The organism is Micromonospora sp. WMMD1219 (assembly GCF_049315215.1).
Classification (GTDB): domain Bacteria; phylum Actinomycetota; class Actinomycetes; order Mycobacteriales; family Micromonosporaceae; genus Micromonospora; species Micromonospora tulbaghiae.
The window spans coordinates 146,218-163,338 of the sequence record NZ_CP186057.1; the positions used below are offsets into that span (position 1 = coordinate 146,218).

The 17,121-nt window shown below is 73.7% G+C and carries 14 protein-coding genes; 5 read left to right on the forward strand and 9 right to left on the reverse strand.

From position 1 onward, the window contains the following. Positions 1 to 36: 36 nt before the first annotated feature. Genes ACN27C_RS00680 through ACN27C_RS00690 form a run of 3 tightly spaced genes read left to right on the forward strand, consistent with a single transcriptional unit; the run spans position 37 to position 2,700 of the window. Positions 37 to 1,626 carry an MDR family MFS transporter gene (locus ACN27C_RS00680; RefSeq protein WP_121685479.1) on the forward strand — a complete coding sequence of 530 codons (1,590 nt, stop codon included), beginning with the start codon at positions 37 to 39 and terminating at the stop codon, positions 1,624 to 1,626. Between the two features lie 2 nt (positions 1,627 to 1,628). Continuing rightward, on the forward strand, positions 1,629 to 2,117 hold the full coding sequence (locus ACN27C_RS00685) for a universal stress protein (RefSeq protein WP_358170202.1): 489 nt from the start codon (positions 1,629 to 1,631) through the stop codon (positions 2,115 to 2,117). 52 nt (positions 2,118 to 2,169) lie between these two features. Beyond that, on the forward strand, positions 2,170 to 2,700 hold the full coding sequence (locus ACN27C_RS00690; protein ID WP_120571188.1) for a DinB family protein: 531 nt from the start codon (positions 2,170 to 2,172) through the stop codon (positions 2,698 to 2,700). 6 nt (positions 2,701 to 2,706) lie between these two features. On the opposite strand, the gene ACN27C_RS00695 is transcribed toward ACN27C_RS00690, so the two are convergent. The 3 genes from ACN27C_RS00695 to ACN27C_RS00705 form a co-directional block, all read right to left on the reverse strand. Next, a complete protein-coding gene (locus ACN27C_RS00695; protein WP_120571189.1) occupies positions 2,707 to 3,324 on the reverse strand; it encodes an HAD family hydrolase in 618 nt (205 codons plus the stop codon). Next, positions 3,321 to 6,920 (reverse strand): chromosome segregation protein SMC, encoded by a 3,600-nt coding sequence (smc, locus tag ACN27C_RS00700; protein ID WP_252449420.1) that lies wholly within the window; start codon positions 6,918 to 6,920, stop codon positions 3,321 to 3,323. The genes ACN27C_RS00695 and smc overlap by 4 nt, the downstream gene beginning before the upstream one ends. 315 nt (positions 6,921 to 7,235) lie before the next feature. Further along, complete coding sequence (locus ACN27C_RS00705; protein ID WP_013284566.1) at positions 7,236 to 7,430, reverse strand: hypothetical protein; 195 nt, start codon at positions 7,428 to 7,430, stop codon at positions 7,236 to 7,238. A 372-nt stretch (positions 7,431 to 7,802) separates the two neighbouring features. Here ACN27C_RS00705 and ACN27C_RS00710 point away from each other — a divergent pair, with 372 nt between their 5' ends. Further along, entirely contained in the window at positions 7,803 to 9,038 is a 1,236-nt protein-coding gene (locus ACN27C_RS00710; RefSeq protein ID WP_422750198.1) for a CAP domain-containing protein, read from the forward strand. Positions 9,039 to 9,115: 77 nt separating this feature from the next. Further along, positions 9,116 to 9,985, forward strand: coding sequence for an endo alpha-1,4 polygalactosaminidase (locus ACN27C_RS00715; RefSeq protein ID WP_393379077.1), 870 nt, complete (start codon positions 9,116 to 9,118; stop codon positions 9,983 to 9,985). Between the two features lie 48 nt (positions 9,986 to 10,033). Here the strand turns inward: ACN27C_RS00715 and ACN27C_RS00720 are convergent, their stop codons facing one another. The 6 genes from ACN27C_RS00720 to rpmF form a co-directional block, all read right to left on the reverse strand. Beyond that, positions 10,034 to 11,539, reverse strand: coding sequence for an MFS transporter (locus ACN27C_RS00720; RefSeq protein WP_422750199.1), 1,506 nt, complete (start codon positions 11,537 to 11,539; stop codon positions 10,034 to 10,036). 188 nt (positions 11,540 to 11,727) lie between these two features. Continuing rightward, positions 11,728 to 13,950 carry an MMPL family transporter gene (locus ACN27C_RS00725; protein WP_422750200.1) on the reverse strand — a complete coding sequence of 741 codons (2,223 nt, stop codon included), beginning with the start codon at positions 13,948 to 13,950 and terminating at the stop codon, positions 11,728 to 11,730. 239 nt (positions 13,951 to 14,189) lie between these two features. Further along, entirely contained in the window at positions 14,190 to 15,047 is an 858-nt protein-coding gene (gene mutM, locus ACN27C_RS00730; protein ID WP_121685515.1) for a bifunctional DNA-formamidopyrimidine glycosylase/DNA-(apurinic or apyrimidinic site) lyase, read from the reverse strand. Continuing rightward, positions 15,040 to 15,855 (reverse strand): ribonuclease III, encoded by an 816-nt coding sequence (gene rnc, locus ACN27C_RS00735; RefSeq protein WP_120571195.1) that lies wholly within the window; start codon positions 15,853 to 15,855, stop codon positions 15,040 to 15,042. Before rnc ends, mutM begins: the two co-directional genes overlap by 8 nt. Beyond that, entirely contained in the window at positions 15,852 to 16,811 is a 960-nt protein-coding gene (locus ACN27C_RS00740; protein WP_199733247.1) for a phosphate acyltransferase PlsX, read from the reverse strand. The genes rnc and ACN27C_RS00740 overlap by 4 nt, the downstream gene beginning before the upstream one ends. Positions 16,812 to 16,943: 132 nt before the next feature. Next, entirely contained in the window at positions 16,944 to 17,117 is a 174-nt protein-coding gene (rpmF, locus tag ACN27C_RS00745) for a 50S ribosomal protein L32 (RefSeq protein WP_030500827.1), read from the reverse strand. Between the last annotated feature and the right edge of the window lie 4 nt (positions 17,118 to 17,121).

Genomic DNA, 17,121 nt, shown 5'->3' on the forward strand with positions numbered 1-17,121 from the left:
GGCAACCTTTCTCCCCCGCTCCGGAGGCAATCCACGATGACTCAGGCGACTGCGCCCGCACGGGCGACCGCCGTCGACATGTCCCACCGGCAGATCCTGGAGGCGCTCTCCGGGCTGCTGCTGGGCATGTTCGTCGCGATCCTCTCCTCCACGGTCGTCTCCAACGCGCTGCCGCGGATCATCACCGACCTGCGCGGCGGCCAGTCCGCGTACACCTGGGTGGTCACCTCGACGCTGCTGGCGACCACCGCGACCACGCCCATCTGGGGCAAGCTCTCCGACCTGTTCAGCAAGAAGCTGCTGGTCCAGCTCTCCCTGGTGGTCTTCGTGCTGGGCTCGGTGCTCGCCGGGCAGGCACAGACCACCGGTGAGCTGATCGCCTGCCGGGTCGTGCAGGGCGTCGGCGCGGGCGGCCTCACCGCCCTCGCCCAGGTGATCATGGCGACGATGATCGCGCCGCGCGAGCGCGGCCGGTACAGCGGCTACCTCGGCGCGGTCATGGCCGTCGGCACCATCGGCGGCCCGCTGATCGGCGGCGTGATCGTGGACACCTCCTGGCTCGGCTGGCGCTGGTGCTTCTACGTCGGCGTGCCGTTCGCCGTGCTCGCCCTGGTCGTGCTCCAGCGGACGCTGCGCCTGCCGGTGGTCAAGCGCGAGGTGAAGATCGACTGGTGGGGCGCCACGCTCATCACCGCCGCCGTCTCGCTGCTGCTCGTCTGGATCACGCTGGCCGGCGACAAGTACGACTGGATCTCCTGGCAGAGCGGCGTGATGGTGGCCGGCGCGGCGGCGCTCGGCGTGCTCGCCGCCCGGGTCGAGAAGCGTGCCGCCGACCCGATGATCCCGCCGCGGCTGTTCCGCAACCGCACCATCACGCTCGCCGTCGTCGCCAGCATCGCGGTCGGCGTCGGCATGTTCGGCGCCTCGGTGTTCCTCGGGCAGTACTTCCAGATCAGCCGCGGCGCCAGCCCGACCATGTCCGGCCTGATGACGCTCCCGATGATCGGCGGCCTGCTGGTCTCCTCCACGGTGGTCGGCCGGATCATCACCGCCACCGGCCGCTGGAAGAGCTGGCTGGTCATCGGCTCGGTGCTGCTCACCGCCGGCTTCGCGCTGATGGGCACCATGCGCGCGGACACACCGTACTGGCACCTCGCCGTCTTCATGGCCCTGATCGGCCTCGGCGTCGGCATGAGCATGCAGAACCTGGTGCTGGCCGTGCAGAACACGGTCCGCCCGGACGAACTCGGCGCGGCCAGCTCGGTGGTGGCGTTCTTCCGCAGCCTCGGCGGCGCGATCGGCGTGAGCGCGCTCGGCGCGGTGCTCGGGCACCGGGTCACCGGCTACATGGCCGACGGCCTGAGCCGCCTCGGCATCCCGGCCTCCGGGTCGGGCGGCGGCGGGCTGCCGGACGTGCACACGCTGCCCGGCCCGATCCGGGACGTGGTCGAGGCCGCGTACGGCCACGCCGCCGGTGACATCTTCCTGGCCGCCGCGCCGTTCGGGCTACTCGCCCTCGTCGCGGTGGTCCTCATCCGGGAGGTGCCGCTGCGCCGCTCCAACGCCGAGCCGGTCCCCGCCGGGCGGGAGACGGCCGACGCGATCCCGGCGCGAGCGGGAGACTGACGATGGACGCCGCGGAACGTGAGCGGTACGGCCCGCGGACCCGTCCGCTGCCCTACGAACGGGGTACGGACGGGCCACGGGTGGTCCTCGTCGGCGTGGACGGCAGCCGCACCTCGATGCGCGCCGCCGCGTACGCCGCCGGACTGGCCCGGCGGCAGGGCGCCACGCTGGTGGCGGTGTTCGTCAGCTCGCCGGCCTCGTACAGCGCGATGCTCTCCGGCGTGGTGGCCGGGGCGGTCCAGCAGACCCACGACGAGCTGGCCGACGAGCTGCGCGCCGAGTGCCGGCGCGGGGCCGAGGAGCTGGACCTGCCGGTGACGTTCCTGTGCCGGCGCGGCGACGCCTACACCGAGCTGTGCCGGGCCGCCGACGAGCACCGGGCCGACATGGTGGTGGTCGGCTCCTCCGAGCAGGCCGGGCACAGGCTGGTCGGCTCGGTCGCCACCCGGCTGGTCCGCACCGGCCGCTGGCCGGTCGTCGTGGTGCCGTGACCCGGCGGTTAACGCGTCGCGGCGTGCCCGGCGCTCACCTAGCATCCCTCGGATGACCTGGACCGCACCCGAGATCGACCGCCGCCACGAGCCCTACGTCGCCGACGAGCGCACCATGCTGCAAGGCTGGCTCGACCTCCACCGTGACACCCTGCAACACAAGTGCGCCGGGCTGACCGCCGAGCAACTGCGCACACCGAGCGTGGAGCCCTCCGGGCTGACGCTGCTCGGCCTGGTCCGGCACCTGGCCGACGTCGAACGGTGGTGGTTCCGCCACCGCGCCGCCGGCCTGGACCTGCCGGACCTCTACGACTACAGCACCGACCCGGACGCCGACCTCAACGACATCGCCGACGCGGACCCGGCCGAGGCGTTCGCCACGCTGCGGGCCGAGATCGAGGCGGCCGACCGAGCCGTTGCCGACCTGCCGCTGGACCACACGTTCCGGCACCGCCTGCCCGACGGCAGCACCGGCGAGATCAGCCTCCGCTGGGTGTACGTGCACGTGATCGAGGAGTACGCCCGGCACAACGGCCACGCGGACCTGATCCGGGAACGCGTCGACGGCGTGACCGGAAGCTGACCCGGCTCAGTACGCCAGCGCCGCCCGCAGGTACCGCAGGTCGGCCGGGCCGCTCCAGCGGTGCGCGGACAGGCCCGCCACCCGGGCACCGGCCACCGCGCGGTCCTCGTCGTCGACGAACAGCACCCGCCCCGGCGGCGTCCCCAGTGCCTCGCAGGCGGCCTGGAAGTACTCCTTCGCCGGCTTGTGCACCCCGATGACCGAGGAGTTGACGATCACGTCCAGCTCCTCGGTCAGGCCCAGCGCGGCCAGGTCGGCGTCGAGCAGGTCGGTGGCGTTGGTGCCCAGCCCCACCCGGATGCCCGCCGCCCGCACCTCGCGGACGAACGCCAGCACCTCCGGGTCGACCTCGCCGCGGTAGCTCTGCCACTCCGCAACGGCCGCACGCGCCCGATCCACGCCGACCGCGGGGGTCAGCGCGTCGGCGACGCTCATCATCCACTGGGCGTGGCTGACCTGGCCGGTGAGCACCGGCTGGAGCATTCCCCAGGACATCGCGATCTCACCGAGGACACCCTCGGTCAGCCCGTACTCCCGCTCGACACCGGCGGCCACCGCCGGATCCCAGCGGCGCAGCACGCCGTCGAAGTCCACCAGGAGCGCCGTGGCGCGTTCCCGACTCACTCGCTCGTCACCTGTTCCTCGTCGTCGGCCCGGTTGAGCCGCTGGCTGATCACCTGGGTAACACCGGCGCGCATGGTCACCCCGTAGAGCGCGTCGGCGATCTCCATGGTCCGCTTCTGGTGCGTGATCACGATGAGCTGGCTCTTCTCCCGCAACTGCGCCAGCAGCGTGATCAGGCGGCCCAGGTTCACGTCGTCGAGCGCCGCCTCCACCTCGTCCATGATGTAGAACGGGCTGGGCCGGGCGCGGAAGATCGCCACGAGCATCGCCACGGCGGTCAGCGACCGCTCCCCGCCGGAGAGCAGCGAGAGCCGCTTGATCTTCTTGCCCGGCGGGCGGGCCTCGACCTCGACACCGGTGGTGAGCAGGTCCTCCGGGTCGGTGAGCACCAACCGGCCCTCGCCGCCGGGGAACAGCACGGTGAAGACCTGCTCGAACTCCCGGGCGGTGTCTTCGAACGCGCTGGCGAAGACCTCCAGGATGCGGTCGTCCACGTCCTTGACCACTGTGAGCAGGTCGCGCCGGGTGGCCTTGAGATCCTCCAGCTGCTCGGAGAGGAACTTGAAGCGCTCCTCCAGCGCCGCGAACTCCTCCAGCGCGAGCGGGTTCACCTTGCCCAGCAGGGCCAGTTCCCGCTCCGCCTTGGCCGCCCGCTTCTCCTGCACCGGCCGCTCGTAGCGGACCGGCTCGGGCACCGGCCGGCCGTCCTTCTCGGCCAGCGCCACGTCCGCGTCGGTGGGCGGGACCAGCCGGTCCGGGCCGTACTCGGCGACGAGCGTGGCCACGTCCAGCCCGAAGTCCTCGGCGGCCTTCGCCTCCAGCTGCTCGATGCGCATCCGCTGCTCGGCGCGGGCCACCTCGTCGCGGTGCACCTGGCTGGTGAGCCGTTCCAGCTCGGCGGCGAGGCGCTTGGCCGCGCCGCGTACCTCGGACAGCTCGGCCTCGCGGGCGGCGCGCTCGCGGGCGACGGCGTCGCGGTGCTCCTCGGCCCGGGCGATCGAGACGGTGAGCCGGGTGAGCGCCTCGCGGGCGCCGCCGACCACGGCCCGCGCGATCTGGGCGCCGCGCGTACGGGCCGCGCGCCGGGCCGCGGCGCGCTCCCGCGCCGCCCGTTCGGCGGTGGCCTGCCGGGCCAGCGAGTCGGCCCGCCCGGCGATCGAGGCCACCCGCTCCTCGGCGGTACGCACCGCGAGCCGGACCTCCATCTCGTTCTGCCGTGCCTGCGGCACCATGGCGGCGAGCTGGTCCCGCTCCTCGGTGGACGGCTCGGCGTCGATCGGGGTGGCCTCGGCCAGCCGGAGCCGTTCCTCCAACTCGGCGAGCGCGGCCAGATCCCGTTCCCGGGCCGCCTCGGCGCGGGCCCGGGACTCGCCGAGACGGTCGGTCTCCGCCTTCGCCGAGCGGGCGGCGGCGCCCAGTTCGGCGAGGCGGCGCGCGGCGGCGTTGCGGTGGCTCTCCGCCTCCCGCTTGGCGGCGGCGGCGTGCTGCACCGCCTCCTTGGCGGCGGTCACCTCGGCGCGCGCCTCGGCCAGCTGTTCGCGCAGCTCGGCGGCGGTGCGTTCGGCGGTGGCCCGGTTGGCGCGCGCCTCCTCGACGGCGGCCTGCACCTCGATGAAGCTCGGCGCCTTGGCCGACCCGCCCGCCGCCGCGTACGCCCCGACCACGTCGCCGTCGGGCGTGACCGCGCGCAGCTCCGGGTTCGCGGCAACGAGCGCGGACGCGGCGGCCAGGTCGTCGACGAGCGCCACGTCGCGCAGCGCCCGGTGCACGGCGGGACGGATCGCCGCCGAGCACTCCACCAGGTCGGGGGCCCAGCGGGCGCCCTCGGGCAGCTTCGGGCGCAGCGCGTCGGCGGAGCCGTCCATGCCCGGTCCGGCGGGGCTGCCGACGAGCAGCCCGGCCCGGCCGGCGTCGGAGATCTTGAGCAGCCGCATCGCCTCGACCGCTTCGTCCACGCCGCTGACCGCCACCGCGTCGGCCAGGCCGCCCAGCGCGGCGGCGAGCGCCGCCTCGTCACCGGGGGCGACGGTGAGCAGCCCGGCGAGGCTGCCGAGCAGCCCCGGCACCTGGTCGGCGCGGGCGAGCAGCTCACCGGCGCCGTCCTTGCGGCGCAGGCCCATGGCGAGCGCCTCCTCGCGAGCCTTCCAGGTGGCGGCGTCCTTCTCGGCGGCGCGCTCACCGTCGGCCAGGCTGCGCACCGCCGCCTGGGCCCGCTCGTGCACGGCCACCGCCTCGTCGTGCCGGGCGTCCAGGTCGGCGTTGTCCCGGTCCGCCTCGGTGGACTGTTCGGCGACCGCGTCCAGGTCGGCCTGCGCCTTCTCGGCCCGGCCCATCGCGTCGGTGTGCGCGGCGGCCAGCCGTTCGATCTCCTCGCCCGCGCTCGTGGTCCGCGCCCGGGCGGAGTTGACCTGGCCGGTCAGGCGGGCCAGCCCCTCCCGCCGGTCGGCGATGGCCTTGGCAGCGGCAACCAGTTCCCGCTCGGCCGCGGCGAGCTGCCGTTCCAGCTCCTGGCGGTGCTCGACCGCCTCGGCCAGCCGGATCTGGTCCTCGGTGAGCGCGGCGCGCAGCTCCTCCTCCTGCTCGCGTACGCGCCGCGACTCCGCCTCCAGCTGCTCCGGGTCGCGGCCGGGGCGCTCGTCGTCGCCGGCGGCGCTGAGGTGACGCAGCCGCTCCCGGGCCAACTGCTCGATCGAGCGGAACCGCTCCTGGAGCGCGGAGAGGCGGTACCAGGTGTCCTGCGCCGCCGCGAGCAGCGGCGCGTCCTCGGCCAGCGCCGCCTCCAGCTCGCCGAGGCGGCCCTGCACCTCGCCGTGCTCGGCCTCGATCAGCTCGCGCCGCTCGCGCAGCGCGGTCTCGTCGGCGATCTCCTTGTCCAGTGTGGTCCGCAGCGTGTGCAGGTCGTCGGCGAGCAGCCGCAGCCGGGCGTCGCGCAGGTTGGCCTGGATCCCGGCGGCGCGGCGGGCCACCTCGGCCTGCCGGCCCAGCGGCTTGAGCTGGCGGCGCAGCTCCGCGGTGAGGTCGGTCAGGCGGTTGAGGTTGGTCTGCATCGCGTCGAGCTTCCGCAGCGCCTTCTCCTTGCGCTTGCGGTGCTTGAGGACGCCCGCCGCCTCCTCGATGAACGCCCGCCGGTCCTCCGGCTTGGCGTGCAGCATCCCGTCGAGCCGGCCCTGCCCGACGATGATGTGCATCTCGCGGCCGATGCCCGAGTCGGACAGCAGCTCCTGGATGTCCAGCAGACGGCAGGAGTCGCCGTTGATCTCGTACTCGCTCTCGCCGGAGCGGAACATCCGGCGGGTGATGGAGACCTCGGTGTACTCGATCGGCAGCGCGCCGTCGGTGTTGTCGATGGTGAGGGTGACCTCGGCCCGGCCCAGCGGCGCCCGCCCGGCGGTGCCGGCGAAGATGACGTCCTCCATCTTGCCGCCGCGCAGCGCCTTGGCGCCCTGCTCGCCGAGCACCCAGGCGATGGCGTCGACGACGTTGGACTTGCCGGAGCCGTTCGGGCCCACCACGCAGGTGATCCCGGGCTCCAGCTTCAACGTCGTGGCGGAGGCGAAGGATTTGAAGCCCTTCACCGTCAGGCTCTTGAGATGCACCTTCTCGATCCTCGTCCGGTGGCCGCCGTACCGTCGCCGGCTGCGCGGACCTGGTGAACCCGCAGACTAACCCGCGACCGGGGCGCCGCCGCCACGCGACCCACCCGCCGGACCGGCTGTCCGCTTTCGGCCCGGTGGCCGCGGAGGGAACGGAAATGCATGATCACAATTACCGGGCGCAATTCCGGGCGGTTCCGCAAGATCGATAATTGCGGCGGCAGCGACGAAAAGGGGTACGAACATGGCTGCGCGCCGGCACTTGAGTGTCGGCGCGCTTTTCGGTGTGGTGCGATTCAGTTTTCCGACAACTGGAGATCAGGTCAGTGCGGGCTCAGCCAGACGGAGGAGGTCATCCGCCTCCGCCGCTGCCGCCGCGAGCCGATCGTTGTCGGCGCGCAGACGCGTGATCTCGAACTCCAGTGCCTGAACCCTGGCACGCAGTCGGGTGACCTCGTCGAGCAGACGCCGGTCGGGCGCTGCACTTACGTGGCCGTAGAGGGCCTTCGCCATGCTGACTCCTTGATGTGCGCTGCCGGAAAGGCCGGCCAACGCGCGCCCATGATGTTCGCGGCTACCATTCCCACTGCATCGGGGCATGGCTGGGCGCGACTGGCGACACCTACATATTGAGCCGAAACCCCCTCCTTCGTCAAGTTGACCAAGGCCGTAGATCATCTCCACGTCGGCCGGTCCACTCGCCGGGGGGCTGCCACAAGGCGCGGACACGCTCTGTCCGGACGCCTTTACTGTACGCCGGAAATGTGTGAACGACTCATCCTTGCCGCCGGCTTCGCCTTAACTCTTTCTTAGCCACGTTGCCGCAGCTTGGAGCGCACCCGTAGCGTCACCCGGGCCCGCAACCGACCCGTGGAGGGGACAGGCGTGTACCGCTGGAACGACCCGATCGAACCGGAGGGCGCCCGCCGGCGTCCCGAGCCGCCGACCGACGAGGGTCCGGCGTGGCTCAGCGACCGGCCCGAGCCGCGGTCGTCGTACCTGTTCGGGGACGGAGCGCAGCAGCCGCCCGCCGGTCACGGACCCGCGCCGGCCGCCGAGGGCTACCGCCCCGAGAGCGCGCCCCCGGTCTACGGACCCGCCGGCTCCTACCCGCCGCCCCGGGACCGGTGGAACGGCGAGGAGCAGCCGACCGCCGCCTGGCACGGCCAGGAGCCCGCGTGGCAGGGCCAGGAACAGCCCGCGGCGTGGCAGGGCCAGGAACAGCCCGCGGCGTGGCAGGGCCATGAGCAGCCCACCGCCTGGCAGGGGCACGAGCAGCCGGCCGGCGGCTGGGAGCAGCCCGCCGCGACCTGGCAGCCGGCGACCGACACCCCCGCCGACGACCGGCGCCCGAAGCGGCGCCTGTCCCGACCGCTCGTGATCGGCGGGACCGCCGCCGCGGCGACGCTCGTGGTGAGCCTCGGCGTGGGCGCCGTCCTGCTGCCCGGCGACGACCAGGGCACCAAGCGCACGTCCGCCGACGCCCCGGTGGCCGCCGCGCCGCAGGCGCCCGACGGCACCGAGGAGGGGCCGGCCGACGCGCTCGCACCCGAGTCGGCGAGCCCGTCGGCCGTACCGACCACCGCCGCGCCGAGCCCGACGAAGAAGGCCACCCCGAAGCCGAGCCGCAGCACCGCACCGTCGCGGCAGCAGGAGCGCAGCAGCGCCCCGAGCGGCGGCGGGTCGAACGGGTCGAGCGGCGGCTCCACGAGCACCAAGGCCACCGCCACGACCGGGCTCAGCGCCGAACTCCAGAAGGTCGTCACGATCGTCAACCAGGAGCGGGCGAAGGCCGGCTGCAAGGCGCTCACCGTCAACGCCAAGCTGAACCTGGCCGCCCAGCGGCACAGCCAGGACCAGGCCGACCACAAGAAGATGGACCACACGGGCAGCGACGGCAGCCAGCCCTGGGACCGGGTCAAGGCCGCCGGCTACAGCTACCGCATGGTGGGCGAGAACGTGGCCTGGAACTACCAGACCCCGGCGGCGGTCATGGAGGGCTGGATGAACTCCGAAGGCCACCGGAAGAACATCCTCAACTGCTCGTACACCCAGATCGGTGTGGGCGTTGCGCGCAGCAACGGGCCGTACTGGACGCAGGTCTTCGCCACCCCGAGCTGACCGCGCGTCGTGACCGGCCCGGCGCTCGTTGACCGGTCGGGGGCGGCGTCGGGCCGCCCGCGTCCGGGGAGCTGTCGATGCGGATCCGGCCGGTGTGGGCCGTGCCGCGCTCCCGGCCGGCCCACGTCCGCCGACGTGGCCCGCGCCGGGGCGTGGCGCTCGCGCTGACCGCGCTGCTGCTCGCCCCGGTGCCGGCCTGCCGCCGGCCGATCACGCCGCCCGGCGCGCCCACGCCCTGGCCGGCCGCCCAGGCCGGCAGCTGGCGGTGGCAGTGGCAGCTCACCACCCCGGTGGACACCACCGTCGACGCCGACGTCTTCCTCCTCGACCCGGTGGCGACCACCTCGGCCGAGACCGCCGCGCTGCGCGAGCAGGACCGCCGGCTGGTCTGCCACGTCCGGGTCGGCACGTACGCCGCCGACGAACCGGACGCCACCCGCTTCCCCGCCGCCGTACGCGGCACGGCCGTGCCGGGGCGGCCGGGAAGCCGCTTCCTGGACGTACGGAACTGGGACGCGCTCGCGCCGGTGCTGGCCGACCGGTTCCGGCTGTGCCGGGGCAAGGGTTTCGGCGCGGTGGCGTTCGCCGACGCGGACGTCTACCGGCACCGCTCCGGCTTCCCGCTGGACTTCGACGACCAGCTGCTGTTCAACCGCCGGCTGGCCGGGCTGGCCCGCAAGCTGGACCTCTCCCCCGGCCTGGTCGACGACGTCGCGCAGGTGGCCGCGCTGGCCCCCGACTTCGACTTCGCGGTCAACCAGGAGTGCGTACGCCGCCGCGAGTGCGCGAAGCTGCTGCCGTTCGTCGACGCCGGCAAGCCGGTCTTCCACGTCGAGTACACCGGCGAGCCGGCGGACTTCTGCGTCACCTCGGTCGGCTACGGCTTCGCCTCGATCCGCAAGGACCGCCAGCTGGACTCCTGGCGGGAGCCGTGCGCGCTGCCGTGACGCCCCGGCGCCCCCGCCCGTCGGGAGCGGGGGCGCCGGGGTACGCGGTCAGCCGGTGGGCGCGCCGGCGGCCGGGGTGGTCGTCTCGCCGCCGCGCTGCGACGGCACCCCCGCGTGTTCCGCGCTCAGCGGGGTGGCCAGGTCCTCCAGCGACCTGCCCTCGGCCTTGACGCCGAGCGCCAGCTCCACCAGCCCGCCGATGATCATGACGGTGGCGCCGATGACGAACGCCAGCACGGTCTGCCCGACCTCGCCGCTGCCGACCAGCTTGGCGAAGAGCAGCGGACCGGTGATGCCACCGGCGGCGGTGCCGATCGCGTAGAAGAACGCGATCGCCATGGCCCGGGTCTCCATCGGGAAGATCTCGCTGACCGTCAGGTACGCCGCGCTCGCGCCGGCCGAGGCGAAGAACAGCACCGCGCACCAGCAGGCGGTCATGGTCACGGCGCTCAGCACGCCGGAGTGGAACAGCCAGGCCGTGCCGAGCAGCAGCACACCCGAGCCGATGTACGAACCGGCGATCATCGGCACCCGGCCGACGGTGTCGAACAGCCGGCCCAGCAGCAGCGGGCCGAGCAGGTTGCCGACCGCGATCACCGCGAAGTAGTAGCCGCTGTTGCCGGGCGGGACGTCGAAGAACGTCTCCAGGATCTGGGCGAACCCGAACGTGATCGCGTTGTAGAGGAACGCCTGGCCGATGAAGAGCGCGAAGCCCAGCGTGGCCCGTTTCGGGTAGCGGCGGAACAGCGTCCGGGCGATCTCCAGGAAGTTCGTGCTCCTGCGCTGCCGGATCTCGATGTAGTCGTCCGCCTCGGCGAGGTCCCTGCCGGTCTCCCGTCTCACCTCGGCCTCGACCGAGTCCACGAGGTGGTTGGCCTCGTCGGCGTGCCCGTGGATGAACAGCCACCGTGGGCTCTCCGGTACGTGCCGGCGCACCAGCAGGATCACCACGCCGAGCACCGCGCCCAGCCCGAACGCCACCCGCCAGCCGAGGTTGGTCGGCAGGCCGTTGAGCAGCGGTACGGTCAGCAGCGCGCCGAGCGCCGCGCCGAGCCAGAACGTGCCGTTGATGATGATGTCGATGCGGCCGCGGTGGCGGGCCGGGATCAGCTCGTCGATCGCCGAGTTGATGGCGGCGTACTCACCGCCGATGCCCATGCCGGTGAGGAACCGGAACAGGAAGAACCACCAGGTGTCGAACGACAGCGCGGTGAGCGCGGTGGCGACCAGGTACAGCCCGAGCGTCAGCAGGAACAGCTTCTTGCGGCCGAACCGGTCGGTGAGCCACCCGAACAGGAGCGCGCCGGTACAGGCGCCCGCGACGTAGAGCGCGGCGGCCAGGCCGGTGACCTGGCTCTGGGTGATGTCCAGGCCGCTGCCCGGCTCGGCGAGCTTGCCGGAGAGGTTCCCGACGATCGTCACCTCGAGCCCGTCGAGGATCCAGACCGTGCCCAGACCGATGACGATCATCCAGTGCCAGCGGGACCACGGCAGCCGGTCGAGGCGGGCCGGGACGTTGGTCCGTACGGTGCCGGTCGCGGTGTCGGTGCTCACGACGCCCGCCGGCGGGATGCGGAGGCCGGGGCGCGACGGGCCGCCGGCGATAGCTGTTCGTCCATGGCGGCCCAGATGCCCCGCTGGTCGGGGCCTTAATCCACGGCGAAGAACCGGAACCGGCATGCCCCGGGAGCCGTGACTCCCGGGGCATGCCGTGCGGGCCGGACGCCGCCTGGGCGCCCTGGTCAGCGGGCGCCGACCAGTTCCGGCGCCGGTGCGGGCGGCGGCTCGACCGCCGGGGCGGCCGCACGGCGGCGCATGAAGCGCGGCGCCCACCAGTTCGCGTCACCCAGCAGCGTCATCACCGACGGGAGCACGACCGCGCGGATGATCGTGGCGTCCAGCAGGATCGCCGCCGCCAGGCCGATGCCGAGCTGCTTGAAGTCGATCATGCTGAGCGTGGCGAAGATGGAGAACACCGCCACCATCACCACCGCCGCGCTGGTCACCACCCCGGCCGAGGAGGTGATGCCGTGCGCCACCGCCTTCCGGTTGGGCATCCCCCGGTCGACCGCCTCGCGGATCCGGCTCACCACGAACACGTGGTAGTCCATGGACAGTCCGAACAGCACCACGAACAGGAACAGCGGCAGCCAGGTGACGATCGCGTCCATCGAGGTGAAGCCGAGCAGCCCCTCCGCCCAGTCGCTCTGGAAGACCAGCACCAGCAGCCCGTACGCGGCGCCGGCGGAGAGCAGGTTCAGCACGATCGAGGTCAGCGCCACCACCACCGACCGGAACGTCCACGCCATCACCAGGAACGTCAGCGCCAGCACGAACGCCGCGACGATCGGCAGCTTCGCCCAGATGTGGGCGGCGTAGTCCTCACTGGCGGCCACGCCGCCGCCGACCGCGTACTCCACGCCCGGGATGCCGCCGAGCGTGGCCGGGACCAGGTCCTCGCGCAGCTCGTGCAGCGACCGGGACGCCTCGTCGGAGCGGCTGGCGTGCGGCGTGGCCACCTCCAGCACCGACACCCGCCGGTCCGCCGACACCTGGATCTCCGGGCCGTCCCCCTCGGCCGGCGCGAAGAGCGGGTCGGCGGTGGTACGGCCGGCCAGGTCGGTGAGCGCGGCCCGCACCCGGTCGGCCTGCTCGGCGGGCGCCCGCACGGCCACCGTGTGACTGGTGCCGTTGCTCGGGAAGGCCGCGGTGAGCCGGTCGTACGCCTGCATGGCCGCGGTGTTGCGCGGCACGTCCTCCGGGCCGGGGAACTTCAGCTTCATGCCGAGCGCGGGCGCGGCGAGCGCGAGCAGCAGCGCGACCGAGATCAGCAGCGTGGCCACCGGCGCGCGCAGCGCCGGCTTGAGCACCGCCGGCCAGAACCGGGGCCGGGCCGGCTGCCCGTCCCGCCCGGTGCGCGGGGCGGTGAGGCGCCACAGCAGCGGCACCCGCGGCCGGTCCACCCAGCGGCCCAGCTTCGCCAGCAGCGCCGGCAGCACTGTGAGCGAGCCGATCACGGCGACCGCCACCACCAGGATCGAGCCGACCGCCAGCGAGGAGAAGATCGCGTCCTGGGCGAGCAGCAGACCGCCCATCGAGATGATCACAGCGGTGCCGGAGACCACCACGGCGTGCCCGGAGGTCTCCGCCGCGATCTCCACGGCGTCCAGGCCGGACCGGCCCTTCGCCCGTTCCTCCCGTTCCCGCCGCACGTAGAACAGCGAGTAGTCCACACCGACCGCCATGCCGATCAGCAGGATCACGCTCGCGGTGGTGTCGGTGGCCGGCACCAGGTGCGAGGCGAGTGTGGAGAGACCCATCGCGGCGGCCACCGAGGAGAGCGCCAGCAGCACCGGCACCCCGGCGGCGATCAGCGCGCCGAACGCGATGATCAGGATGGCCAGCGTCACCGGCAGGCTGAGCAGCTCGGCGCGCTTGAAGTCCTTGCCGAGCGTGTCGTCGAGCGCCTTGTCGATCGACGGGCCGCCGACCTGCTCCACCCGCAGTTGCGGGTGCGCGACCTGCACCTTCGCGGTGGTGTCCCGCAGCGGCTGCACCCGGTCACCGGCGGTGCCCGGGTCGCCCGACATGGTGATCGGCACCAGCAGCGCGCTGCCGTCGCGCGACGGCATCGGCGTACCGATCGACGCCACGCCGTCGACCTGCCGCAGCCGGTCCGCCGCGTCCTGCGCGGCGGCCTTCGCGGCGGCCTGGTCGAGCGGACCCGACCGGGCGGTGATCAGCACGTTCTCCGTGGCCGGCTGGTCGAACCCGCCACTGTCGACGATCAGCTGTGCCCGTCCGAACTCGCCGATCGCCTGATCCTCGTCGGTGGCCTCGTTCAGCCCGGCGGCGCTGCCGCCGACGAAACACACCGCCACGAAGACCACCCACAACGCGATCGCGCGCCACGGATGCTCCGCACTCCACCGTGCCAGCCGCACGGTCACCGGTCGCCTGCCCATGTCCCGGGTTCCACCCTCCTGATGCCGGCCCTGCGCCGACCCAGGATGACGCTAGGCAGCAGGCGGGGCCCCGACATCGGGGAACGGCCCCCGCTCGTCCCCGATCCGAGCGGCGAGGTCCGCGCGGCCGGTTCCGGCCGCGCGGACCGGGCGGAAAAGGGCATCTCCGGGTATGCTCCGGCGCGTCTCCGGGGACCGTCGGGCGATGCACACCGGCGCAACCCCGAACCGGCTCGGGGTCATCCCCGGAGGGTGCCCCGGGGCCGCGGCTGGCATCGCGGGCAGCTGTAGGAGGACCGGTTCATGAACGCCTCGCGCCGGATCGGCGCGCCGCAGCGCGGGCAGGGCTCCCCCTCCCGGCCGTACGCGTTGAGCGACCGGTCGAAGTAGCCGCTCTCGCCGTTGACGTTGACGTACAGCTCGTCGAAGCTGGTGCCGCCCTGCTTGATCGCCTCGGCGAGCACGTCCCGGACGTGCCCGAGCAGCCGCAGCGCGGCCGGGCGGGTGAGCGCGTCGGCCGGGCGGGCGCCGTGCAGCTTCGCCCGCCACAGTGCCTCGTCGGCGTAGATGTTGCCCACCCCGGAGATCAGCGTCTGGTCGAGCAGCGCGCGTTTGACCTCCGTACGCTTGCGGCGCAGCGCCGCCACGAACGCCTCGTCGGAGAACTCCGGGTCCATCGGGTCGCGGGCGATGTGCGCGATCTCGGCGGGCAGCTCCGCCCCGCCTTCGGAGACGGACAGCCCGCCGAACGTGCGCTGGTCGACGAAGCGCAGCTCCGGCCCGTCGTCGGCGAACCGGAACCGGACCCGCAGGTGCAGCTCGTCGGCCGCGCCGACCGGCTGCAACAGCAGCTGGCCGGACATGCCGAGGTGGCCGATCACCGCGTCGCCGCTGTCCAGCGGCAGCCAGAGGTACTTGCCCCGGCGCCGTACGCCGGTGATCGTCCGTCCGGCGAGCACGTCGGCGAAGTGCGCACCACCGGGCGCGTGCCGGCGTACCGCCCTCGGGTGGCGCACCTCGACGGCGGCGATCCGCCGGCCGATCACCCACTGGGCGAGTCCCACCCGGACGGTCTCGACCTCGGGCAGCTCAGGCACGGCCGGCGCCCGCCTCGACATCCGTCGTGTCGGCCTGCGGGCTCGTCCCGTCCTGGGCCTGCGCCGCCGCGTCCGCCTCGGCCCGTGCCGCCGCCTCGGCCTGCTCGGTGAGCGTGCGCCAGGCCGACTCGGCCGCCCGCTGCTCGGCCTCCTTCTTGCTGCGCCCCTCCGCGCCGCCGTAGCGGTTGCCGGCCACCACCACCCAGGCGGTGAACGTCTTGAGGTGGTCCGGCCCGGTGCCCTCGATCCGGTACTCGGGCACGCCGAGCCCGAGCGCGGCGGTCAGCTCCTGGAGGCTGGTCTTCCAGTCCAGCGCCGCGCCCCGGCCCGCCGACTCGGCCATCAGCGGGTCGAACAGCCGGTGGATCACGATGGCCGCGGTGTCCAGGCCGTACTGGAGGTAGATCGCGCCCAGCAGCGCCTCCAGCGTGTCGGCCAGGATGCTCGCCTTGTCCCGTCCGCCGGTGGCCTCCTCGCCCTTGCCCAGCAGCAGGTACGCGCCGAGCCCGTCCGGGCCGAGGCCACGCGCCACGTCGGCGAGCGCCCGCATGTTGACCACGCTGGCGCGCAGCTTCGCCAACTGCCCCTCGGGCAGGTCGGGGTGGTTGTGGAACAGCGCTGTGGTGATCACCACGCCGAGGACCGAGTCGCCCAGGAACTCCAGCCGCTCGTTCGTGGGCAGGCCACCGTTCTCGTACGCGTACGAGCGGTGGGTGAGCGCGCGCTCCAGCAGCTCCGGGTCGAGCGACACCCCGAAGGCCGCCTCCAGGTGGCCGACGGGAGCACGCCGCCGCTTGTCGTTGGTCATGGTGCTACCTCGGTGTCGTGTCGGTCAGGTGCGAGATCGTGCGGGATGTCGTCGAGCAGGCCGCGGACCGTCCCGGCGGCGTCACGGCGCCACAGGTGGGCGGCCAGCGCGATACCGGAGGCGACGTCCTCGGAGCCGGCCGCGCCGTGGCACACGACCACGGTGCCGCCCACCCCGAGCAGGGCCGCGGCACGCGGGGCGCCGCCGCGTGACGGTGGGCCGCCGGCCATGGCGTACGCGCCCTCGATGGCCTTCAGCAGGACGTTTCCGGTGAAGCCGTCGGTCACCACGACGTCGGCGCGGGCACCGAGCGAGATGTCGTACCCCTCGACCAGGCCGACGTAGCGGCCGTCGCAGGGCAGCGGCGCGGCGGCGAGCGCGGGCGCGGCGATCCGGCGCAGGCGGTCGCCCTTGCCCGTTTCGAGGCCGACGGAGAGCAACCCGACGCGGGGCGCGGTGACGGCGTGGGCCACCGACGCGTAGGCGGCACCGAGGAGGGCGTGGCGGGCCAGCGTGGCCGGGCCGGGTTCGAGCGTGCCGCCGACGTCGAGCAGCACCACCGGCCCTTCGACGGCGGGCAGCGTGGCGGCGAGCGCGGGCCGGCGTATCCCGGTCCAGCGGCCGAGGCCGAGCGCGGCGGCGGTGACCGTGGCGCCGGTCGAGCCGGCGGAGACGACCGCGTCGGCGAGTCCGTCGCGGACGGCCTGCACGGCGGTGCGTACCGTGCTCTCGCCGCGGGCGGCGGTGGGATGGTCGGCCATGCCGACGGCGGTCCGCACCGGGCGGACCGTGACCCGGGCGCGCTGGGCCGGTTCGAGCGCACCGATCAGCTCGTCGGCCACCTCGATCGGGCCGACGAGCAGCAGGTGCAGGGCGGGATCCGTGCGTACCGCTCGCAGAGCGCCGTCAACCACGACGGCGGGAGCATCGTCCCCGCCGAGGAGGTCGACGGCGATCCGCGCGGTGCCCGGCTCCGACGGTCCGCCGGCCTGAAACCGGTCGGCGGTGGCGGGAGCCGGGGCACCGGGCGAGAGCCTTGGTGCGCGCGTCACCCGACCGGTGGTCGGGGACGTCACTCGGCGGCCGGGTCAGACCTCGAGGACCTGACGGCCGTTGTAGGTGCCGCAGACGGAGCAGGCGGCGTGCGGCAGCTTGGCCGACTTGCACTGCGGGCAGGCCACGGTCGCCACCGCCGAGGCCTTCCAGTTCGCCCGGCGGGCGCGGGTGTTGCTGCGCGACATCTTGCGCTTGGGGACGGCCACGGTT